At 54.1% G+C, this 21,480-nt stretch carries 18 protein-coding genes and 2 tRNA genes; 16 read left to right on the forward strand and 4 right to left on the reverse strand.

Translation table 11 applies throughout. The annotated features are described in order from the left end of the window. The first annotated feature begins 5 nt into the window (after window positions 1-5). Window positions 6-3,098, forward strand: coding sequence for an isoleucine--tRNA ligase (gene ileS / locus MHH78_RS11090; protein WP_341167428.1), 3,093 nt, complete (start codon window positions 6-8; stop codon window positions 3,096-3,098). A 402-nt stretch (window positions 3,099-3,500) separates the two neighbouring features. Further along, window positions 3,501-3,836, forward strand: a complete 336-nt coding sequence (locus MHH78_RS11095; protein ID WP_076076360.1) for a DUF5665 domain-containing protein — start codon at window positions 3,501-3,503, stop codon at window positions 3,834-3,836. A gap of 100 nt (window positions 3,837-3,936) precedes the next feature. Here MHH78_RS11095 and MHH78_RS11100 read toward each other — a convergent pair whose 3' ends face one another. Beyond that, window positions 3,937-4,665, reverse strand: a complete 729-nt coding sequence (locus MHH78_RS11100) for a TraR/DksA C4-type zinc finger protein (protein ID WP_341167429.1) — start codon at window positions 4,663-4,665, stop codon at window positions 3,937-3,939. 289 nt (window positions 4,666-4,954) lie between these two features. Here MHH78_RS11100 and lspA point away from each other — a divergent pair, with 289 nt between their 5' ends. From lspA to MHH78_RS11115, 3 genes are all read left to right on the forward strand, one after another. Beyond that, window positions 4,955-5,458: a signal peptidase II gene (gene lspA / locus MHH78_RS11105; RefSeq protein WP_076075971.1), complete on the forward strand. Its 504-nt coding sequence runs from the start codon at window positions 4,955-4,957 to the stop codon at window positions 5,456-5,458. Beyond that, window positions 5,451-6,425: an RluA family pseudouridine synthase gene (locus MHH78_RS11110; RefSeq protein ID WP_341167430.1), complete on the forward strand. Its 975-nt coding sequence runs from the start codon at window positions 5,451-5,453 to the stop codon at window positions 6,423-6,425. The genes lspA and MHH78_RS11110 overlap by 8 nt, the downstream gene beginning before the upstream one ends. A 101-nt stretch (window positions 6,426-6,526) precedes the next feature. Next, a complete protein-coding gene (locus tag MHH78_RS11115; protein WP_341167431.1) occupies window positions 6,527-7,780 on the forward strand; it encodes an LL-diaminopimelate aminotransferase in 1,254 nt (417 codons plus the stop codon). Window positions 7,781-8,079: 299 nt separating this feature from the next. Here MHH78_RS11115 and MHH78_RS11120 read toward each other — a convergent pair whose 3' ends face one another. Then, entirely contained in the window at window positions 8,080-8,640 is a 561-nt protein-coding gene (locus MHH78_RS11120; protein WP_341167432.1) for a GNAT family N-acetyltransferase, read from the reverse strand. Window positions 8,641-9,381: 741 nt separating this feature from the next. Here MHH78_RS11120 and pyrR point away from each other — a divergent pair. The 10 genes from pyrR (at window position 9,382) to MHH78_RS11170 (ending at window position 19,257) form a co-directional block, all read left to right on the forward strand. Further along, a complete protein-coding gene (gene pyrR / locus MHH78_RS11125; RefSeq protein WP_076076014.1) occupies window positions 9,382-9,963 on the forward strand; it encodes a bifunctional pyr operon transcriptional regulator/uracil phosphoribosyltransferase PyrR in 582 nt (193 codons plus the stop codon). Window positions 9,964-9,965: 2 nt separating this feature from the next. Further along, window positions 9,966-10,874, forward strand: coding sequence for an aspartate carbamoyltransferase catalytic subunit (locus tag MHH78_RS11130; RefSeq protein WP_076076017.1), 909 nt, complete (start codon window positions 9,966-9,968; stop codon window positions 10,872-10,874). A gap of 115 nt (window positions 10,875-10,989) precedes the next feature. Continuing rightward, window positions 10,990-12,264: a dihydroorotase gene (locus tag MHH78_RS11135; RefSeq protein WP_445668037.1), complete on the forward strand. Its 1,275-nt coding sequence runs from the start codon at window positions 10,990-10,992 to the stop codon at window positions 12,262-12,264. Between the two features lie 84 nt (window positions 12,265-12,348). Then, entirely contained in the window at window positions 12,349-13,530 is a 1,182-nt protein-coding gene (gene carA, locus MHH78_RS11140; protein WP_340752336.1) for a glutamine-hydrolyzing carbamoyl-phosphate synthase small subunit, read from the forward strand. Between the two features lies 1 nt (window position 13,531). Beyond that, complete coding sequence (gene carB / locus MHH78_RS11145) at window positions 13,532-16,753, forward strand: carbamoyl-phosphate synthase large subunit (RefSeq protein WP_076076022.1); 3,222 nt, start codon at window positions 13,532-13,534, stop codon at window positions 16,751-16,753. Between the two features lie 130 nt (window positions 16,754-16,883). Further along, on the forward strand, window positions 16,884-17,666 hold the full coding sequence (gene pyrF / locus MHH78_RS11150) for an orotidine-5'-phosphate decarboxylase (protein WP_445668038.1): 783 nt from the start codon (window positions 16,884-16,886) through the stop codon (window positions 17,664-17,666). Continuing rightward, window positions 17,663-18,304 carry an orotate phosphoribosyltransferase gene (gene pyrE / locus MHH78_RS11155; RefSeq protein WP_341167433.1) on the forward strand — a complete coding sequence of 214 codons (642 nt, stop codon included), beginning with the start codon at window positions 17,663-17,665 and terminating at the stop codon, window positions 18,302-18,304. Before pyrF ends, pyrE begins: the two co-directional genes overlap by 4 nt. A 506-nt stretch (window positions 18,305-18,810) precedes the next feature. Then, complete coding sequence (locus MHH78_RS11160; protein WP_019909365.1) at window positions 18,811-18,975, forward strand: hypothetical protein; 165 nt, start codon at window positions 18,811-18,813, stop codon at window positions 18,973-18,975. A gap of 85 nt (window positions 18,976-19,060) precedes the next feature. Then, window positions 19,061-19,134 (forward strand) — tRNA-Met (locus MHH78_RS11165). 49 nt (window positions 19,135-19,183) lie between these two features. After that, window positions 19,184-19,257: transfer RNA gene (locus tag MHH78_RS11170), tRNA-Ile, on the forward strand. Window positions 19,258-19,463: 206 nt separating this feature from the next. Here the strand turns inward: MHH78_RS11170 and MHH78_RS11175 are convergent. Both MHH78_RS11175 and MHH78_RS11180 read right to left on the reverse strand, forming a co-directional pair. Further along, the gene (locus MHH78_RS11175; protein WP_341167434.1) at window positions 19,464-19,664 is read right to left on the reverse strand and encodes a hypothetical protein; all 201 of its coding nucleotides are present in this window, start codon (window positions 19,662-19,664) and stop codon (window positions 19,464-19,466) included. Between the two features lie 196 nt (window positions 19,665-19,860). Continuing rightward, a complete protein-coding gene (locus tag MHH78_RS11180) occupies window positions 19,861-20,118 on the reverse strand; it encodes a DUF6199 family natural product biosynthesis protein (RefSeq protein ID WP_341167435.1) in 258 nt (85 codons plus the stop codon). A 401-nt stretch (window positions 20,119-20,519) separates the two neighbouring features. Here MHH78_RS11180 and MHH78_RS11185 point away from each other — a divergent pair, with 401 nt between their 5' ends. Further along, window positions 20,520-21,440 (forward strand): collagen-like protein, encoded by a 921-nt coding sequence (locus MHH78_RS11185; RefSeq protein ID WP_341167436.1) that lies wholly within the window; start codon window positions 20,520-20,522, stop codon window positions 21,438-21,440. Window positions 21,441-21,480: the final 40 nt, after the last annotated feature.

Here is a 21,480-nt window from a genome sequence, read left to right on the forward strand (position 1 = left end):
CCATCATGCATAAGGTAGACGTCAAAGAAAAAGCCCGGGCCAGAGATGTCCGGATCTTGAAAAAGTGGAGTGAGGAGGACACATTCCGCCGGTCTATGGAGAACCGCGAGGGACGCCCGAACTATGTGTTCTATGAAGGGCCGCCGACCGCGAACGGGGTGCCGCATATCGGGCACGTGCTGGGCCGGGTCATCAAGGACTTCATCGGCCGCTATCAGACCATGAAGGGCTTCCGCGTCATCCGCAAAGCGGGCTGGGATACGCACGGCCTGCCGGTAGAGCTCGGGGTGCAGAAGAAGCTCGGCATCTCCGGCAAGCAGGATATCGAAGAATACGGTGTGGAGAAGTTCATCAAGGAATGTAAGGAAAGTGTCTTCGGCTATGAGAAGCAGTGGCGTGAATTCACAGAAGCGATCGGCTACTGGACAGATCTGGATCATCCGTATGTAACGCTGGACAATACGTATATTGAGAGCGTGTGGAACATCCTGGCTACGGTTCATGAGAAAGGCCTGATGTACCGGGGTCACCGCGTTAGCCCGTACTGCCCGAGCTGCCAGACGACCCTCAGCTCCCATGAAGTAGCCCAGGGATATAAGACAGTTAAGGATCTGAGTGCCACCGCCAAGTTCAAGCTGGACGGCAGCGGCGACTATGTGCTGGCCTGGACGACTACGCCGTGGACGCTTCCGGCGCATATGGCGCTGGCGATGAATCCGGCTATGGAATATGTGCGTGCACAGCAGGAAGACGGCGTGTATGTACTGGCTAAAAATCTAGTGGACGAAGTGTTGAAGGGCGAGTACACCATCCTGTCTACACACACAGGCGCTGACTTTATCGGCCAGAGCTACACACCACCGTTCGGTTATATCAAGGCAGAGAAGCATAATGTGATTGTCGGAGCCTCTTTTGTAACGGACTCCAGCGGTACCGGGATCGTACATATGGCTCCGGCTCACGGGGAAGACGACTATAAGAGCTGCCGCGAGAATGGGATCAGCTTCGTGAATGTAGTGGATGCTTCCGGGAAATACACGGATATAGTGAGTGATTTTGCCGGACGGTTCGTGAAGGACTGTGACCTTGATATCGTGAAGTTGCTGTCTGAACGCGGACTGCTCTACCACAAAGAGAAATACGAGCACAGCTATCCGTTCTGCTGGCGCTGCGACACCCCGCTGCTCTATTACGCAACAGACAGCTGGTTCATCCAGACGACAGCAATCAAGGATCAGCTGATTGCCAACAATAACAGTGTGGACTGGTACCCGGACCATGTGCGCGAAGGCCGCTTCGGCAAGTTCCTGGAGGAGCTGGTGGATTGGAATATCAGCCGTAACCGCTACTGGGGTACTCCGCTTAACGTATGGGTCTGCCAGGATACCGGCAAGGAATTCGCACCGCACAGCATCGCCGAGCTGAGAGCGATGGCCATCGGCGAGGTCGCTGAGGATATCGAGCTGCATAAGCCGTATGTGGATAATATCCAGCTGCGCAGCCCGTTCAGCGAAGGCGGCGTCATGGTCCGCACCCCGGAAGTGATCGACGTCTGGTTCGACAGCGGCTCGATGCCGTTCGCCCAGAGTCATTACCCGTTCGAGAATCAAGACCGGTTCGAGGACCAGTATCCGGCAGATATGATCTGCGAAGGGATCGACCAGACGCGCGGCTGGTTCTACAGCCTGCTGGCGGTATCGACCTTGTTCACAGGCAAGGCTCCGTATAAGGCGGTTATCGCCCACGGCCATATTTTCGATGAGAACGGCCAGAAGATGTCCAAATCCAAAGGCAATGTCATCGACCCTTGGGAGATCATGAACGAATACGGCACGGATGCCTTCCGCTGGGCCATTCTGTCTGACAGTGCGCCGTGGAACAACAAGCGGTTCTCGCGCGGTCTGGTCGGGGAGACGAAGTCCAAGGTAGTGGACACTCTGGTGAACACGCATGCCTTCCTAACGCTGTACGCCGGAATCGACGGCTATGATCCTGCGGATCACCCGTTCAAGGTGTCTGAGCATAAGCTCGACCGCTGGATTCTGTCCCGCCTGAACAGCCTGATCGTGCTGGTGGATAAGGGGCTGGCTGTGAATGATTTCGTGAACACCTCCAAGGCCATTGAGAACTTCGTGGATGAGCTGAGCAACTGGTACATCCGCCGTTCCCGTGACCGGTTCTGGGGCAGCGGGCTGGGCGAAGAGAAGCTGGATGCTTACCGCACCCTTACGCATGTCTTGCTGACCACAGCCAAGCTGATGGCTCCATTCACCCCGATGCTGTCCGAGGATATCTTCACGAACCTGGGCGGCGGGGAGAGCGTGCATCTGGCAGACTATCCCGCAGCGGATGAGAACCTGATCGATCTTGCTCTGGAAAAAGATATGGAGTACGCCCGCGGCATCGTCGAGCTGGCCCGTAACGTCCGCAACGAGAGCGGCATCAAGACCCGCCAGCCGTTGTCCGAGCTGATTGCGTCCACTCCGGACGACTTCAACGTGGCGGATTATGAAGAGCTGATCAAAGAAGAGATCAACGTCAAAAATATCGTCATCGAGCATAGCGACAGCGGCTTCGTAGACTTCACCCTGAAGCTGAACCTGAAGGTGGCGGGCAAGAAATACGGCAAGAGCGTCGGCTTCCTGCAAGGCTTCCTCAAAGCGATGGATAGTGACGCTACCCGCAAAGCGGTACAAGAAGGCGTTATCGCCATTGTGTCACCGGACGGAGAAGAGCTGCAGATTACGTCTGAGGAGCTGCTGGTTGAGAAGCAGGCCAAACCAGGCTTTGCCTCCGCTTCCGGCTATGGACTGACAGTGGCCTTGAACACGGAAATCACGCCGGAGCTGGTACAGGAAGGCTGGGTACGCGAAGTCGTACGTGCGGTGCAGGACTACCGCAAACGTCTGGATCTGCCGATCGACAAGCGGGTTGCGCTGACCCTGCATGTCGATGACGAGCTGAAGGCGGCGGTGACTGCATTCGAGCATGTGCTGCGTGAGAATGTACTGGTGACTACGGTTGATTTTGACGGAGAGTATACCTATGAGACAGTGGATGCCGGCGGCAAGAGTATCGGTATTCATATCGGCGCTTAACTCCGGAGCGGCCGCGCATTTCCTGCATTACTTGTCCCTGTATGGCATATACTAGCCGCTAAGGAAAAGTTTCCACGGGTTAGAATGCAAATGACGAGCCCTGTGCTTGAAGAGAGAATTCTCTTTGACCGGGCTCGTTTGTTTTGCGGTGTACAGACAACCAGGAGGTGCAGGGGCATGGGCGGATGGAAAGGCGGGAAGATTCCTGCGGAGCAGCCGAAGCAGCCGGACGGGCCGGGAAGAATTTCGATCAGAACCACGGACAGAGGGAATAACAGGGAGGAAGGACCGCATGAGCATCAGCCCCCGCATTCGGGAGCAGGCCCTTCGGGCAAGACAGAACCGGGCGCAGAATATCCTGAGAAAAGCCAGCCAGCCGCTTCTTCCCGTCCTAAGCCTGAAGTGACTGTCACAGCAGCCGTCGATCCGGCCGATCTTCCCCCGGAAGAGAAGCTGAACGCCTTGTACCGGATGACCACGAGTCTGGCTCAACAGATGGAGAAGTCACGAATCTCGGAATATACCGAGCTGCTGCATTCCCCGTTCCGGCTGATCTGGCTGAACATTCTCTCCGGCGTGGCCAGGGGGCTGGGGATTGCGCTCGGATTTACTTTTTTTGCGGCGACAATTATTTATGTGCTTCAGGTGCTGGGTGCGCTCAATCTGCCGATCATCGGCGACTATATCGCGGATATTGTACGGATTGTCCAGCATCAGCTGGAGCTGAAGACGTTCTGAGCGTGGATGAACAGGAAATAACCCCACAGTGTGGGGCATTGCGGCTTGGATAACGGGCACGGCAATCTTCCTTTATAAAAAGAGGCACGAATCAGCGGCGCTACTTCCGTTCTTTTCGAGTCGGGTCCAGCAGGTAGTCGCCTTCCTCGTCGTTCATGTAATGGCGGTAGCTGTTGCCCTTGATAATCATCAGATGATTGCCCGAAATGTCGGTGGCCACGAAATTCTCCCAGGGCTCCACGAAGCCCTCGGTTTCGTCCGCTTCGATCTCCATATCATTGTAGGAGCCGATGTTGTTCCCTTCTGCCATGGCCGGCGAATCCGAGTTGCCCCAGCTCTCCACGATCTGCCAGGCATCCTCGCCATCGAAGCCGTTCTGGTCGTCCCGCTCATCCAGACTGGTGCGGCCAAACGGCGGAGACAGCAGCTCTTCCTCGGCCGGACGGGTGAATGGAGCACTCTGGCGGGGAGCATGCTCTTTCGTGTAGCGGGTGGAGGGAAGGGCGGCCAGTCGCTCATAGGGAATCGGTTCGCCGCTGGCGATGCAGATGCCGTAGGTTCCTTCGTCCATCGCCCTCAGGGCTGATTCAATATCGTCCAGCTCATGCTCATCGCGCTCCAGCAGGGAGATATCCATGGAACGGTTATACAGCTCTGTGGCAGCATCGCCGGGATGGTTATCGATTTCGGACAGCTCTCCGGTGTTGTCCCGCATAGCCTCCTGCAGTCCGTATTGTCCGCTATTGCTTAGCCTGTGCTTAATATTCTCCTGCTGCTGCAGGAGAGCAGTACGCAGCCCGGAGAGCTGCTGTGGTGTCAGATGGCTCATTGCTGTGAGCTCCTTTCGGTAGCTAATCGCTGAAATGGGCCTAGCGCCGGTGCCAGGGATGAAGGAAGTGAAGAATACCCCGGCAGGATACCGGCGAGGCCGTTTCTTTCTCTGGATAGCTTGGCCTCCGGGGCCCTTTTTTAGCGATGGCAAATAGTGCCCTTCCTTAACCGGCTTACCTGGTCATGCAATAGACGGGTTCTTGAGGCCTGTGCTACAATATACAAGTCTTTATACAGTATTCGTACCGCGTAGCCGCGGGAAAAATAAGAACGGAGTGACAACTTCTGTGGTGTACTTTCTGATTGCGCTAATTGTATTTCTGATTGACCAGGGTACCAAATATCTGATTGCCACCCGGCTGGAGCTCGCAGAGCAAATTCCGGTAATCAAGGATTTCTTCATTATTACGTCGCACCGCAATCGTGGAGCCGCCTTCGGAATTCTGGAGGGGCAGCAGTGGTTCTTCATTGTGATTACAGTAATCGTTGTATGCGGAATCGTCTGGTACCTGAACAAGGCCCGCAAGACCCGCAAGCTGCTGCCTACCGCGCTGGCGCTTGTCCTTGGCGGAGCGATCGGCAATTTCCTGGACCGGATTCTTAACGGTGAGGTTGTGGATTTCCTCATGTTCAATTTCGGCAGCTATACGTTCCCGATCTTCAACGTGGCCGATTCCTGTATCGTGGTCGGGGTGGGTCTGATTATTCTGGATACGCTGCTGGAAGTGAAGGGCGAACAGGAAGTCACCGAGGTGAAGGAATCACAGGAAGTCAAAGAAGGGAATGAATGATTTGAACAAAGACGTCAAAGAGCTGGCGGATTCTGGCGCCCTCGAGGAAGACAGAGACGTCACCGAATGGACCGTTGCCGAGGGCAATGCGCGGGAGCGGATTGATAAATACGTTACAGAGGCCTTGGAAGACGAGATCTCGCGCTCCCAGGTTCAGCTATGGATCGGCAGCGGACATGTAGTGGTGAACGGCTCGCCGGTCAAAGCGAACTACAAGCTGAATGAAGGCGATAAGGTAACCGTTACGGTGCTGGAACCCGAGGTTACAGATCTGATCGCACAGGATATTCCGCTGGAAGTGGCCTACGAGGACAGCGATGTGATTGTGGTGAACAAGCCGCGCGGCATGGTCGTGCATCCGGCAGTGGGACATCCCTCCGGCACCCTGGTCAATGCGCTGATGTATCATTGCAAGGATCTGTCCGGCATTAACGGCGAGATTCGCCCAGGCATTGTCCACCGCATCGACAAGGATACCTCCGGTCTGATTATGGCAGCCAAGAATGACGCCAGTCATGCTTCGCTGTCCGCCCAGCTTAAGGAGCACAGTGTGACCCGCCGCTATATCGCAGTGGTGCATGGTAATCTGTCTCATGACAAGGGAACCGTAGATGCGCCAATCGGCCGTGATCCGCATGACCGCAAGCTGTATACCGTAACCGAGAAGAACAGCAAGCGCTCCGTGACGCATTTTACCGTGCTGGAGCGCTTCGGTGACTGCACACTGCTGGAGCTTCAGCTTGAGACAGGACGCACGCACCAGATCCGTGTTCACATGAAGTTCATCGGGCATCCGCTAGTGGGTGATCCGGTCTACGGACGCAGCAAGGGAACTACCATGAACGGACAAGCCCTTCATGCAGCGGTACTCGGATTCGTACATCCTTCTACAGGCGAGTACAAGGAGTTCAGCGCGCCGATTCCGGCGGATATGGAAGAGCTTCTATTTACATTGCGCAGCAGATAAGTACAAATCAATAGATTATAAATCCATGGTACACAGGCCCGATTTGCGTCATATTAAGAGCATAGCTTCACAATTTAGGCCCAGGAGATGAATAGAAGATTATGAGCATTGAACAATATCAGGCTACATTCATTCAGACGAATTTCGCAGACCGCATCGGCGGCGAAGGATACGGCAAGGACACCTCCATCTACAAATTTGAGAAAATCAAACGCGCCAAAGCCTCGGCGAAGCAGGATTTTCCGAACATTGAACTGATCGACATGGGCGTCGGCGAGCCGGACGAAATGGCAGATGAAGGCATTGTGGCAAGACTTGCGCTGGAAGCAGCCAAGGAAGAGAACCGCGGCTACTCCGATAACGGTATTCCTGAATTCAAGGACGCTGCGGCTGTGTACCTTAAGGAAGTTTTTCAGGTGGACGGAATTGACCCTGTAACGGAAATCGTGCATTCCATCGGTTCCAAGCCTGCGCTGGCTATGCTGCCATCCGTATTCATTAATCCGGGCGATATCACGATCATGACCATTCCGGGCTATCCGGTACTGGGTACTCATACCAAGTATCTGGGAGGACAAGTCTACTCTGTGGAGCTGAAGAAGGAGAACAACTTCCTGCCTGATCTGAGCTCCATTCCTGAAGAGGTTGCCCGTAAGGCGAAGCTGCTCTACCTCAACTATCCGAACAACCCTACGGGCGCAAGCGCCACCCCTGAATTCTTCAGCGAAGTAGTGGCCTGGGCCAAAAAATATGATGTAGTCGTCATCCATGACGCACCTTATGCTGCATTGACCTATGACGGCGTGAAGCCGCTGAGCTTCCTGTCCGTGCCTGGTGCCAAGGATGTTGGCGTTGAGCTGCACTCCCTGTCCAAGTCCTACAACATGACCGGCTGGAGAATCGGCTTCGTGGCCGGCAATCCGCTGATCGTGAAGGCGTTCAGTGATGTGAAGGACAACAATGATTCCGGCCAGTTCATCGCCATTCAAAAAGCTGCCGCTTACGGCCTCTCTCATCCTGAGATTACCGAAGCGATTGCCGCCAAATACTCCCGCCGCCACAACATGCTGGTGGATGCGCTGAACAGCCTGGGCTTCAAGGCCGAGAAGCCGAAGGGCTCCTTCTTCCTTTATGTAGCCGCACCTAAGGGCGTCAAGGGCGGACGCCGCTTCGAATCCGGCGAGGATTTCTCGCAGTTCCTGATCCGCGAGAAGCTCATCTCCACCGTGCCTTGGGATGATGCCGGCGCGTTCGTGCGTTTCTCCGTGACCTTCGTGGCCAAGGGCGAGGAAGAGGAGAAGCGTGTCATCTCCGAAATCCAAAGACGTCTGAGCGACGTTGAATTTGAATTTTAAGTTTTGGTTTGAATGGGAGCCGCTGCAGAGCAATCTGCGGCGGCTTTTTGTCGCCGTTTATTTACTATGGTGATTGCCCGGCCTGGCCCGGCCACCCGCCCCAATTTGTTGCACAAATTGCAACCTCGAACCGCTCAAACCAAGCCCGGACACGCAAATCCTGCACCTTTTGCAACAATCCATTCGGTAATGATAAATCTTTGGCATGAATCCTGCAAAAACTGCAACAATTGGCCCAGCAGCACACAGGAGCGTGAGAATTCCTGCATAATGTGCAACATGTAGGGAAGCAGTGCCGCTTATCCTTTCCGGTAAGCTACCTTATGAAAAGCATTAATATAACGAAACAATCCTTCGCCGTCATCCGGCACATTCACCGATCCACCCAGCGGCAGCATCATGGCCTGATAAGGCTCCGGTACCATTCGATATTGATGCACATAGGAGGTCAGGACGAACCCGTTCCGCTCCCAGAAATGAATACGTTCCTTGTGCGACTCCGTAGCTCCCGATTCAGCCTCGATGATAATTCCGCGGATGCCGTATTCCTGCATAGCCCAAGCTTTGATCTGCTCCAGCATCCAGGTCCCTGTTCCCTCTCCGCGCAATGCCTTATCTACTGCGAGGTAATCGATAATCAGGATCTTGTCCGCAGCTTGTCCCACAACACCCGTAACAGCCATCGCGACAACTACCCCCTGATGCACCCCCGCATGTAAGTAACCAATCCCCCGGTTCAGCATACTGCGCAGAATCGCTTCCGTCTTAGCTCCGCTGGGAAAAGCCTCATGGTAGATCCGCTTCATCCGTCCCCACCACGCTTCATCCCATTCTTCTATAGTAATAAACTCCATGTTCATGATTTCATTCGCCTCCAGCTTCATCATAGCAGAGGAGGGGCAGGAACGATAATTAGCGGAAGGTTGGAAGTCGGATGCAACTCAGAGTGTGACGATGAAAAATGAGGAGGGCTTCGCACTTCTTATTTGTGGCGGTATTCACCGCCACACTGCAACAATGCACTATCAGCGCAGCGCCATAGTGCCCCCCTGCCTGCCCTCTCCCCAAGGGGGGATGACAAATCTCATTCACCGTTTAGGTGGAAGCGGCGGAGGGGATTTTGGAACTGTAGGAGCGGCAGCGTTCGCCTTTGTCTCCGGATTTAATCCGCTAAGCGGTTTATTCAAATCAATCTGGAGACAACAGCGACCGAAAGTCCAAAATCACCGCAGCCGCGCCCATCACCTAAATGTCTGTGATCACCGCAGCCGCGCCCTTCACCTAAATTTCTTTTCCCTATCTGTCACCGTCTTCCCCCAACACTCCCGAATATAATTTGACATCCCCCCATCCATCTGTCATAATTCCCTATAGTTGAATAGCGCCTTTAATTCAGTCCCGTGAGGCTGGCAAGGTAACGTGAATCGAGGTTCGCGTCATGAAAGAAGGAATCCGTATGAGTACGGAGGGTCTTTTTATGCGCGCGGACACGCCATCTTTTTGAATCTGCGGATTTCACTCCTTGCCTGCTTTGGGCAAGGAGTTTTTTAGTTTATCCGGGGAACTTGAACAGGCGATCAAGCAGGGGGATGGCAAAGAGGATGGTTACTGAAAAAAATGTCATTATGGACGAAACGGCGATTCGCCGGGCACTGTCACGCATTGCACATGAGATTTTGGAGAAAAACAAGGGTATCGAGAATTGCCTGCTGGTCGGCATCCGGACCCGGGGGATCTACCTGGCTCAGCGGATCGCGGAGCGCATTAAGGAAATTGAGGGCGTGGACATCCCTTATGGGGAGCTGGACATTACCCATTACCGCGATGACCGCGAAGGCGGCGGGGACAACCGGGAAGCGATGGACAAGGCAGTTGTCAACAGCAACCTGATCCTGCCTCCGGGCACCAGCGGCACCCGGGACAAGAAAGTGATCCTGTTCGACGATGTATTGTACACCGGAAGAACGATCCGCGCGGCCATGGATGCGCTGATGGATTGCGGACGGCCCCGGATGATCCAGCTGGCTGTACTGGCTGACCGCGGTCACCGGGAGCTGCCGATCCGCCCCGACTATATCGGCAAGAACGTACCTACCTCCAGGCATGAGCAGATTGAAGTGTCCCTGAGCGAATATGACGGCAAGGACGAAGTGTACATTATTTCAAACCGGGAGGAACGATAACAATGATGACGGCAACCAAAGTGAAGGAACGCAGTCTGCTGGGGATGAAGGAGCTGGCGGGGTCGGAGATTACCCAACTGCTAGACAGAACAGCCTACTGGGATCATCAGAGCGAGAAGCTCACGCCGGTGCTGAGAGCACATTTTGTTGCCAATATGTTCTTCGAGAATAGTACAAGAACCCGCTTTTCCTTCGAGATGGCCGAGAAACGCCTGGGTGTACAAGTACTGAACTTCACGGCTGCGGCCTCCAGTGTCGAGAAGGGCGAGTCCATCTATGATACAGTGCGCACACTGGAGTCAATGGGCATCGATGCCGGAGTGGTCCGGCTGAAGCCAGCCGGGGTACTGCAGCAGCTTGCCGAGAAGGTAGGCGTTCCGCTCATCAATGCCGGGGACGGCAACAACGAGCATCCGACGCAGGCGCTGCTGGACCTGTACACGATGCGCAAGCATTTTGGCGGACTGAAGGGCCTGAAGGTCTCGATTATCGGGGATATTATGCACAGCCGGGTAGCGCGGTCCAATCTCTGGGCACTCACCAAAATGGGGGCAAGTGTGCAGTTCTGCGCACCGGCAAATATGCAGGCTCCGGAGCTTGCGGCCTACGCTCCATATGTGTCTATGGAAGAAGCGCTGAAAGCAGATGTGGTCATGATGCTGAGAGTGCAGCTGGAGCGGCATGCTTCGGGCATTATTTTATCAGCCGAGCAGTACCGGGAGCACTTCGGGCTGACCGAGGAACGGGCATCGAGGCTGGACCCGGCAACGATCATCATGCACCCGGCGCCGGTCAACCGCAATGTGGAGATCGACGATGCGGTGGTGGAGAGCAGCCAGTCCCGGATTTTCCCGCAGATGGCGAACGGAGTCCCGGTACGGATGGCTGTCATGGAGCGGGCGCTGCAATAGCAGAAAAAAACCTCACATAAGAGCATTAATAAATATACACAAAGATGAATTTTTATTATATAATAACTACAGAGCTTACGGCTGCGGCCGGAAGGCACAAAGGAGAATCCTAACCGTGATCATCAAAAATGCCAGTGTACTGAACGAAGAAGGCGTGCTGGAGCGCAAGCATATTGTTGTGCAGGACGGAGTTATCTCGAAGATTCAGGATGCCGCCGAGGCGGTAGAGGAAGCCGGCGAGACCGTTGAAGCGGATGGTAAGCTGCTGATTCCGGGACTGATCGATATGCATGTGCACTTACGTGAACCGGGGTTCGAGCATAAGGAAACGATTGAGACCGGTGCACGTTCGGCAGCCAAAGGCGGATTCACAACGATTGCCTGCATGCCGAACACACGCCCGGTAACTGACAGTGCAGAGATCGTACAGCTCGTGAAGGACAAGGCACGTGAAGCGGGGCTTGTGAAGGTGCTGCCTTATGCGGCCATTACCAAGAATGAGCTGGGACGCGAGCTGACGGATTTTGCGGCACTGAAGGAAGCGGGAGCGATCGGCTTCACCGATGACGGCGTAGGCGTGCAGAGCGCTCAGATGATGAAGGATGCGATGAAGCTGGCGAAGGGACTGGATATGCCGGTGATTGCCCACTGTGAGGATAACTCGCTGGTGGAAGGAGCGCCGGTAGCCGAAGGCACTTTTGCCGACAAGCATGGCCTGAAGGGAATTCCGAACGAGTCGGAAGCCATTCATGTAGGCCGTGACATTCTGCTGTCTGAAGCAACGGGTGTTCACTATCATGTGTGCCATGTTAGCACCGAGCAATCGGTCCGGCTGATCCGCCAGGCGAAGCAAATCGGCATTAAGGTGACCGCCGAGGTATGCCCGCATCATCTGCTGCTCTCGGAGGAGGATATTCCGGGCATGGACGCCAATTGGAAAATGAATCCGCCGCTGCGCTCGCGCCGTGACGTCGAGGCCTGCATTGAAGGGCTGCTGGACGGCACGCTGGATATCATCGTGACCGACCATGCCCCGCACAGCGAGGAAGAGAAAGCCAAAGGCATGCAGCTTGCACCGTTTGGCATCGTCGGCTTTGAGACGGCCTTCCCGCTGCTGTATACCGCTTTTGTGGCCACAGGCAAATGGGATCTGTCCCTGCTGGTGCAGCGGATGACCGCTGATCCGGCCCGGGTGTTCAGACTGAATACAGGCAGCCTTACCGTTGGGGGGCCTGCCGATCTGACCCTGATTGACTTGAATGAAGAGAAGGAAGTAGACCCGGCCACGTTTGCGAGCAAGGGTCGCAATACACCTTTTACCGGATGGAAGCTTAAGGGCTGGCCGGTGAAGACCTGGGTAGACGGCAGAGCCGTATGGAGTGAGGCTTAACAGAAGTAAGCAGTAGCCCATGCAGCCCGGCTGCATGGCTGTGACATAAGAATCAGACTACAGAAACAAGAAGGAGTGGAAGGCATGCAGGCGAGATTGCTGCTTCAGGACGGAACACTGTTTACAGGCACCGCATTTGGCGCGGAAGGCGAGAAGACGGGCGAGGTTGTTTTTAACACAGGAATTACAGGCTATCAGGAGGTACTATCGGACCCTTCGTACTGTGGGCAGATCGTCACCATGACGTATCCGCTGATCGGGAATTACGGTATTACCCGTGATGACTTCGAGTCCGTTCGCCCTTTTGTACACGGCTTTGTGGTGCGGCGTCACGAATCCGTACCCAGCAACTGGCGTGCTGAATACAGTGTAGACGATCTGCTGAAGGAATATGACATTCCCGGCATCAGCGAGATTGATACCCGTATGCTTACCCGCATTATCCGCCACTATGGCACCATGAAGGCAATCCTCACCACTTCGAACAAGCGTGTGGAAGAATTGATGGAGATGATGGGTGACACGACCATTGAAGAGCTGCGCAATCAGGTTGCACGTACCTCAACTACAGCAGCCTACAGCAGCCCGGGCACCAAAGAACGCATCGTGCTGGTCGATTACGGCGCGAAGACCGGTATTCTGCGTGAGCTGAACAACCGCGGCTGTGATGTGGTGGTTGTCCCTCATGATGTCACCGCAGACGAGATCCGCCGCCTGAACCCTGACGGCATTCAGCTCTCGAATGGCCCTGGAGACCCGAAGGATGTGCCTTATGCGGTACAGACGATCTCCGAGCTGCTCGGCGAATACCCGATCTTTGGCATCTGCCTGGGACACCAGCTGTTCGCCCTGGCCTGCGGCGCCGATACCGAGAAGCTCAAGTTCGGCCATCGCGGCGGGAACCATCCGGTGAAAGAGCTGGAGAGCGGACGCTGCTTCATCACCTCACAGAACCATGGATACACTGTGAATGAGGAATCTATTGCCAGTACAGATCTGGAAGTTACCCATATCAATAACAATGACAAGACCGTTGAAGGACTGAAGCATACCCGCTACCCTGCTTTTTCGGTGCAGTACCATCCGGAAGCGGCGCCGGGACCGCATGACAGCAGTTATCTGTTCGACCGCTTCCTGCAGCTGATCGCAGACCACAAGGCACAGCGGCCGGCCGGATCGCGTCAGGCGCAGCTTGCAGCGAATGCCAGAATCACGGCACCGAAATCATCCGCACCCCAGCTTGAAGCCGTGAAAGGAGCTCTATAACATGCCTAAGAACAACAAACTCAAAAAAATTCTGGTTATCGGCTCCGGACCGATCGTTATTGGTCAAGCTGCCGAATTCGACTATGCAGGCACTCAGGCCTGTCAGGCCCTTAAAGAAGAAGGCGTCGAGGTTGTGCTGATCAACAGCAACCCGGCGACGATTATGACCGATACCAATATGGCTGACAAAGTATACATCGAGCCGATTACGCTGGAATTCGTTACTGGCATTATCCGTCAGGAGCGTCCGGACGGACTGCTGCCGACACTCGGCGGACAGACCGGCCTGAACATGGCTGTAGAGCTGGCCCGTGCCGGAGTCCTAGAGCAAGAGAAAGTGAAGCTGCTGGGTACACAGCTTGAATCCATCGAGAAAGCGGAGGACCGCGATTTGTTCCGCGAGCTGATGCGCGAGCTGGATCAGCCGGTGCCGGAAAGTGCGATTATTACCAGTGTGGAAGAAGCTCTGGGCTTCGCCGCAGGAATCGGCTATCCGCTGATCGTTCGTCCTGCCTACACGCTGGGCGGAACAGGGGGCGGAATCTGCGACAACGAAGAAGAGCTGCGTGAGACCGTCAAGGCCGGTATCCGTTACAGCCCGATCGGCCAGTGTCTGGTCGAGAAGAGCATCGCCGGCATGAAGGAAGTCGAATATGAGGTTATGCGTGATGCGAATGACAACTGTATCGTGGTCTGCAACATGGAGAACTTTGATCCGGTGGGCGTACATACGGGTGACAGTATCGTAGTGGCCCCGAGCCAGACGCTGTCTGACCGTGAATATCAGATGCTGCGCAGCGCTTCGTTGAAGATTATCCGCGCGCTGAATATTGAAGGCGGCTGTAACGTTCAGTTCGCCCTGGACCCGCAGAGCTACCAGTATTATGTGATCGAAGTGAATCCGCGTGTCAGCCGCTCCTCGGCGCTGGCGTCGAAGGCGACCGGCTATCCGATTGCTAAGATGGCCGCGAAGATCGCACTCGGCTACACACTGGACGAAATCGTCAATCCGGTGACCGGACAGACCTACGCCTGCTTCGAGCCTACACTGGACTATATCGTCAGCAAAATCCCCCGCTGGCCGTTCGACAAGTTCATCTCGGCGAACCGCAAGCTGGGTACACAGATGAAGGCGACCGGTGAAGTGATGGCGATCGGCCGTACCTTTGAAGAGTCGATTCACAAGGCCATCCGCTCGCTGGAGATCGGTGTCCACCGTTTCCGCTTGCCGGGAGCGGAGCTGCTTGAAGAGAGTGTGCTGCGCTATAGACTTGCCAAGCCGGATGATGAGCGCCTGTTCCTGATCGCGGAAGCCTTCCGCCGCGGCTATGAGCTGCAGGAGATTCAGGATATTACGAATGTGGACTGGTGGTTCCTCTCCAAGATCGAAGGGCTCGTGAGCTTCGAGGACGAGATCCGTGCCGAAGAGACATTGTCTGCTGACATACTGTATCAGGCCAAGCGTAAAGGCTTCACAGACCGGGCGATTGCCGAGATCCGTGCCGAAGGCCGTCCAGGTGGGGCATTCACCAAGGAGGCGGAAGTGCGTGTGCTGCGTCTGCAGCAAGGACTGGTTCCGGTCTTCAAAATGGTCGATACCTGCGCCGCAGAATTTGAGGCTTCAACGCCATACTATTACTCCACCTATGAGACCGAGAATGAGGTCATTCATTCCGATAAGCAGAAGGTCATTGTACTCGGCTCCGGTCCGATCCGTATCGGCCAGGGAATTGAGTTCGACTACTCTACGGTACATGCGGTATGGGCCATACAGAAGGCTGGCTACGAAGCTGTAATTATCAATAACAATCCAGAGACCGTATCGACGGATTTCAATACCTCGGACCGCCTGTACTTTGAGCCGCTGTTCTTCGAGGATGTCATGAACGTGATTGCCCAGGAGAATCCGATCGGAGTCATCGTACAGTTCGGTGGACAGACCGCGATTAACCTGGCTGCACCGCTTGCTGCTGCGGGCGTGAACATTCTGGGTACCAGCCTTGAGAGCATCGATGAAGCCGAGAACCGCAAGAAATTTGAAGCCCTGCTCGCCCGTCTGGATATCGCACAACCTAAAGGCAAGACCGTAATCAATATTGATGAGGCTGTCGAAACCGCGCAATCCCTCGGTTATCCGGTGCTGGTTCGTCCATCGTATGTCCTGGGCGGACGCGCCATGGAGATTGTCTACAACGACACAGAACTGCTAAGCTATATGGTTGAAGCGGTAAAAGTGAATCCGGAGCATCCGGTGCTGATCGACCGCTATATGCTGGGTAAGGAAGTGGAAGTGGACGCCATCTGCGACGGAGAGACGGTTGTCATTCCGGGCATCATGGAGCATGTGGAACGCGCAGGGGTTCACTCCGGCGACTCCATCGCTGTCTACCCGCCGCAATATCTGGATGAAGGTCTGAAGCAGAAGATTGCCGAGATCACCATCAAGATTGCCAAGGAGCTCAAGACCATCGGGCTGGTGAACATCCAGTTCGTCATTTATCAAAATGAAGTGTATGTCATTGAGGTCAACCCGCGCTCCTCGCGTACGGTTCCGTTCCTGAGCAAGGTGACCGGTATTCCGATGGCGAACCTGGCGACCAAGATCATTCTCGGCGGCAAGCTGAAGGAAGACGGGTACACTGAAGGCCTGTGGCCGGAGAGCGATTATGTGTCGGTCAAAGTGCCGGTGTTCTCTTTTGCCAAGCTGCGCAGAGTCGAGCCTACGCTCGGACCGGAGATGAAATCCACCGGTGAGGTCATGGGCCGCGATAAGCTGTATGCCAAGGCGCTCTATAAGGGTCTGATCGGCGCAGGTATGAAGATCCCGGCTACCGGGGCAATCATTGTAACTGTAGCCGACAAAGACAAGGCTGAAGCGGTTGAGCTGATGAAGGGCTTCCATGCCATGGGCTACAAAATCATCGCCACCGGCGGTACGGCAGCTGCGCTGGAGCAGGCCGGGCTGAACGTGATGAACGTTAACAAGCTGGATGAAGGCGAGCCGACCATCCTGGATCTGATCCGCGGCGGTCAAGCGAACTTCGTCTTCAATACACTGACCAAGGGCAAAACGCCTGAGCGTGACGGATTCCGCATCCGCCGTGAAGCGGTAGAGAACGGCGTCGTATGTATGACCTCGCTTGATACGGTAACGGCGCTGCTGAGAATGCTGCAGACGATTAACTTCTCGTCCCAGTCGATGCCTGCTTTTGTCGGACAATAAGATAGAGGGTGAGGCAGCTGTAAGAGGCTGCTACAGGAACGGTTTGCGTTAGCGCAGACCGTTCACCTATGCCCGGGACCTGGAAATGGTTGGTTAGGAGACCACTTTAACCGAGAAAGAGGGGAAGAAAATGGACGGTACAGCAGCACAGCAGCATGAACATGAGAACATCGGACAGGTAGAGAAGCGTAATGAAATGGCCGGACGCCTGATGGTCGCCTTGGATTACCCGGATGCAGCCCAGGCGCGGGCGCTGATCGAACAGCTCGAAGGTATTCCCTGTTATATAAAGGTGGGAATGCAGCTGTTCTATGCAGCCGGACCTGATTTCATCCGGGAACTGAAGGAGCGCGGATATTCGGTATTCCTCGATGTTAAAATGCACGATATTCCCAACACCGTAAAGGGCGGGGCAGAAAGCTTGACTCTGCTTGGCGTTGATATGTTCAACGTACATGCTGCCGGAGGAACGGCCATGATGGCTGCTGCGGTGGAAGGGGCGGCGAAGGCCGTCAGCCTCCAGCCGTCGCTGCACATGCCGCTGATTATCGCGGTAACCCAGCTTACCAGCACCAGTCAGGAAGTGATGAACCGCGAAATCGGCATAGCCGGACCAGTGACGGATGCGGTGGTGCGTTATGCCAAGCTTGCAGCGGAAGCAGGCCTGCATGGAGTCGTAGCATCCCCACAGGAATCCCTGGTGATTGCCGAAGCCTGCGGACCGGAGTTCCGCACGGTTACCCCGGGCATCCGGCCCGCCGGGGCATCCCTGGACGACCAGTCCCGGGTCATGACTCCCGGACAGGCTATCCGCCAAGGCAGCCACTACCTGGTAGTAGGCCGGCCGATTACAGCAGCGGCAGATCCGCGAGCAGCAGCACTGAATATTATTGAGGAGATGAGCCAAGCATGAGCATATTAGAGAATCGAAGTGAACAGGTCGCCAGTCATCTGCTGGAGATCGGAGCGGTAGCCCTGCGCCCGCAGGAGCCGTTCACCTGGACCTCCGGCATCAAATCGCCGATCTACTGCGATAACCGTCTGACCATGGCCTTCCCGGCTGTCCGCAACTACATTGCGGAGGCCTTCGCAGAGCTGATCAGAACCAGCTATCCGGACGCCGAGGTGATTGCCGGGACAGCAACCGCCGGTATCCCGCACGCGGCCTGGGTGGCCGATAAGCTCGGCCTGCCGATGGCTTACATCCGGGACAAGGCCAAGGGCCACGGCAAGCAGAACCAGATCGAAGGACTCATCACGCCCGGCCAGAAGGTCGTCGTCATCGAGGACCTGATCTCCACCGGCGGCAGCTCCATCAAAGCCGCGCAGGCCGTTCAGGAAGCAGGCGGCCTCCCGCTGGCCGTGCTGGCCATCTTCAGCTACGAGCTGGACCGTGCCGTAGAAGCCTTCGCCGCTGCGGAGCTTCCGCTCCAGAGCCTCTCCAACTACAGCACGCTCATCGATGTCGCGCTGGCCCAAGGCAAGATCGCTGAGAGCGATGTAGCGCTGCTGCAATCATGGCGCAAGGACCCTGCCGCCTTCGGCGTGTAGGGGCTAGGAAAAGACGCAGGAAATGAGTAGAGGGTACGTAAAGAGTACGTAGAGCGTAAACATAAAGCGTAAACGTAGAGCGTAGAGAATGCATAGAAGAAGCTTTGTCCCCTTTGCCGGGGGATGGGGCTTCTTTTTTAATGCTTTAATTAGTTTTTGGGCTCTTAGGGAAAAAAAGTGGAAAAACAGCATCTATTCACTGGCCCAGCACACTTATAGAGGCTTTAGTTGGAAAAAATACACTTGTTGAAACCTGAAATGGACAATAACGCAGATACCGCCAGAACTAGATGTCCTAAATCCACTTATTTCCTTTGAAGAGGCGATTTCCGCCCAAGCAAGTGTATAAAATCGAACTATTTCCCTCAACGGATCATTACAATTAGCTGCATACGGGCAGAAATTGCCATCCGCTCCGCCAACCAATCCTCTGATTTTCTTGCAAAACTGGGCATGATAAATAGCACCGGGACATATATTATTGCGATGAAGGAGAAGAGGGTATCATGAATTGGATCTATTTTGCCAAGTTGTTCAGGACCAGATTTCAAGCGGGCTGCCTTGCCAAAAGACTGGAGCAGGACGGCTGGATCTATGGCTATCATGATCCGCGTTTTGTGGAAATATACCGTTCGCGCAAGGGGCGTTATGGTGTGCGTTTTCTGCCTTAGCCATAAAATCCAAAATCATCCTTGACTTTATCCATGGCTATATTGTATATTATCTATTGTCGCTGTTTAAATAATTATTAACTGACGCGGGGTGGAGCAGCCCGGTAGCTCGTCGGGCTCATAACCCGAAGGCCGCAGGTTCAAATCCTGCCCCCGCAATTACCTTATTACACCGGACAGCACTTGTATAATACGGATATCCTAGTCCGGGCCCTTAGCTCAGTTGGTTAGAGCGGTCGGCTCATAACCGATTGGTCACAGGTTCGAGTCCTGTAGGGCCCACTTCACTTAACCCCCTTGCCTAGCAAGGGGGTTTTTAATATGCACCGGCTGCTGTATTCCATGTTAACAAATATATTATAGAAGTTTTACCATGATTGAGCCTGTACAAATAATAAATCCGTCTGGCATTAAGCCCGGCGAGTTTTATTTTATAGCTTTTTCAAATACTCAATAAATATGTTCTGATTTCTTAGGGTTTAATTTTATTACTTGTTACTTCCATTCTTTTGTTCTTTAGCTTTCTCACTGAAATGTAAGCTAATAATAGCAATTACCAATAAAGCAACACCTACTATATTAGAGAATACAGGCTCATTGTTTGAAAATGATCTTATTAGCAACCGAATATTTATAGCAAGAGCCCCGAACCAACATAAGTAAACAAACCATTTAGTAGTGTTTTTCATTATTTTACCTCTCACATACATTATTTTATAGTTATCCACGGAACCGTTGAAAATATTAATGTACCGTCAATCGTCTGGCCTTCCCCGTGCGCTCATTGCTATTCCTTAACAGGGCTAAAAATTTTAAATGAAAATAAAAACAGGAGTGGTTGGCAGGGAAGCGCCAGCAGCTCCTGTTTTATTGTTAACGTACACCCTAACCAAACATAGAAGGCAAAAAGAACAAGAAAAAGATTATAAGTACAATAACGCTGCTTATTCTGCTCATCATGAGATAAGCCTCACTTGGTTCAGAATCGCCCTTTACCATCCAGCCATAACGCATATGCCAGCCCATGGCCGGGAAGAAGATATTCAGCATCGCAATCAGTACAAATAGAATAGAAAAGACAACCATTTTTACCAACTCCTTTATCAGTTTTACGTGAATTATGCATCTGAAGTTGCACATCATTTATAGCGTCAGCTTAATTGATGTAGCATGAGTTTGAAGGAGAATAACAAAAAAACAGACCCGAATTAGAAATTCGGATCTGACAGGGAAGTATCAGTTGTCCAATCCTAAAATACGAAAAATAATAAAATTTGGTGTGGGACATTGTGATGTATTCAAGGGCGTAACTACTATAGCTAACGCCCGTTTTTTTGGAATTAGGTTGCTGACTAGTAAAAACTGGTTGATCGTCCATTTCTAAACCGGATGGGATGCGTACACTACACTATCTTATTAGGGAGGTGTCCGTATTGAGTTGTCCAGACGATAAAAAATGTCATCCTAAAAAAATCGTCACCCTCGTTCCTTCAAAAAGAAAAAGAAAAGAACATCGGAAAGTTGTTAAAAAAGTGATTAAAAAGGTGGTTAAAGTAACCTGTCCACCGCCTGAAGTCAATGTCACTACTCCTACCGTCATTGGTCCCACAGGGCCCCAAGGAGCGCAGGGCTCCCCGGGTATACCGGGAATCCCGGGGGCAAGAGGTCCCCAGGGAACAGCAGGTCCTCCGGGACCTGCCGGCGGGCCTCCAGGGCCCCAAGGCCCCCAAGGTGTGCCCGGGCCACCTGGAGCGATAGGCCCCCAGGGAGCAGCGGGGCCCGTTGGCCCGCAAGGGGCGCAGGGACTTCCGGGAGCACAGGGCCTCATAGGTCCCCAGGGCCCGCAGGGTGAACCTGGTCCGGCGGGAGCGATTGGGCCACAAGGCATTGCCGGAGCTACTGGTCCGGCCGGAGCGGCAGGAGCGGCAGGGCCGGCTGGAGCAACAGGAGCCACTGGGCCGGCCGGAGCCGCAGGAGCTGTAGGAGCTGCAGGAGCGACCGGGGCAACAGGAGCAACCGGGGCAACAGGAACGGCGGGAGGGGTATTAGGATTTGCTGATTTCTTTGCTCTGATGCCTCCTGATAATACGGCAACGGTAGCGCCGGGCACAGATGTAAGCTTTCCTCAAGATGGCCCTACCAGCGGGACAACGATTGCCCGTACCGGACCAAGTTCTTTTAATTTAGCGGCTATTGGGACGTATCAGGTGCTGTTTCAGGTTAGCGTGGACGAAGCCGGACAACTAATCTTGACTTTAAATGGTGCAGATCTCGCTTATACCGTAGTTGGGCGGGCAACAGGTACCTCGCAAATCGTAGAAATGGCGATCGTGCAAACAACGGTCATTAACAGTATTCTAACCGTTCGCAATCCTGCCGGAAATGCCGCTGCACTTACGATTACTCCTCTTGCGGGAGGAACAAGACCCGTTTCAGCACATCTTGTTATTACACAATTAGCATAGCGGCTATTTTACGAATAGAGCATAATGAAATTTTGCCACC

The sequence above is a fragment of the Paenibacillus sp. FSL H3-0333 genome (assembly GCF_038002805.1).
GTDB lineage: Bacteria > Bacillota > Bacilli > Paenibacillales > Paenibacillaceae > Paenibacillus_AQ > Paenibacillus_AQ silagei.

Excerpts from the sequence above, each read along its gene's own strand:
- MHH78_RS11115 (WP_341167431.1), top strand. The coding sequence starts at position 6,527 with ATGAGCATTGAACAATATCAGGCTACATTCATTCAGACGAATTTCGCA.
- MHH78_RS11130 (WP_076076017.1), top strand. The coding sequence starts at position 9,966 with ATGATGACGGCAACCAAAGTGAAGGAACGCAGTCTGCTGGGGATGAAG.
- carB (WP_076076022.1), top strand. The coding sequence starts at position 13,532 with ATGCCTAAGAACAACAAACTCAAAAAAATTCTGGTTATCGGCTCCGGA.
- MHH78_RS11120 (WP_341167432.1), bottom strand. The coding sequence starts at position 8,640 with ATGAACATGGAGTTTATTACTATAGAAGAATGGGATGAAGCGTGGTGG.
- ileS (WP_341167428.1), top strand. The coding sequence starts at position 6 with ATGCATAAGGTAGACGTCAAAGAAAAAGCCCGGGCCAGAGATGTCCGG.
- carA (WP_340752336.1), top strand. The coding sequence starts at position 12,349 with ATGCAGGCGAGATTGCTGCTTCAGGACGGAACACTGTTTACAGGCACC.
- MHH78_RS11180 (WP_341167435.1), bottom strand. The coding sequence starts at position 20,118 with ATGATGTGCAACTTCAGATGCATAATTCACGTAAAACTGATAAAGGAG.
- MHH78_RS11160 (WP_019909365.1), top strand. The coding sequence starts at position 18,811 with ATGAATTGGATCTATTTTGCCAAGTTGTTCAGGACCAGATTTCAAGCG.
- pyrF (WP_445668038.1), top strand. The coding sequence starts at position 16,884 with ATGGACGGTACAGCAGCACAGCAGCATGAACATGAGAACATCGGACAG.
- pyrR (WP_076076014.1), top strand. The coding sequence starts at position 9,382 with ATGGTTACTGAAAAAAATGTCATTATGGACGAAACGGCGATTCGCCGG.
- MHH78_RS11175 (WP_341167434.1), bottom strand. The coding sequence starts at position 19,664 with ATGAAAAACACTACTAAATGGTTTGTTTACTTATGTTGGTTCGGGGCT.
- MHH78_RS11110 (WP_341167430.1), top strand. The coding sequence starts at position 5,451 with ATGAATGATTTGAACAAAGACGTCAAAGAGCTGGCGGATTCTGGCGCC.
- pyrE (WP_341167433.1), top strand. The coding sequence starts at position 17,663 with ATGAGCATATTAGAGAATCGAAGTGAACAGGTCGCCAGTCATCTGCTG.
- MHH78_RS11100 (WP_341167429.1), bottom strand. The coding sequence starts at position 4,665 with ATGAGCCATCTGACACCACAGCAGCTCTCCGGGCTGCGTACTGCTCTC.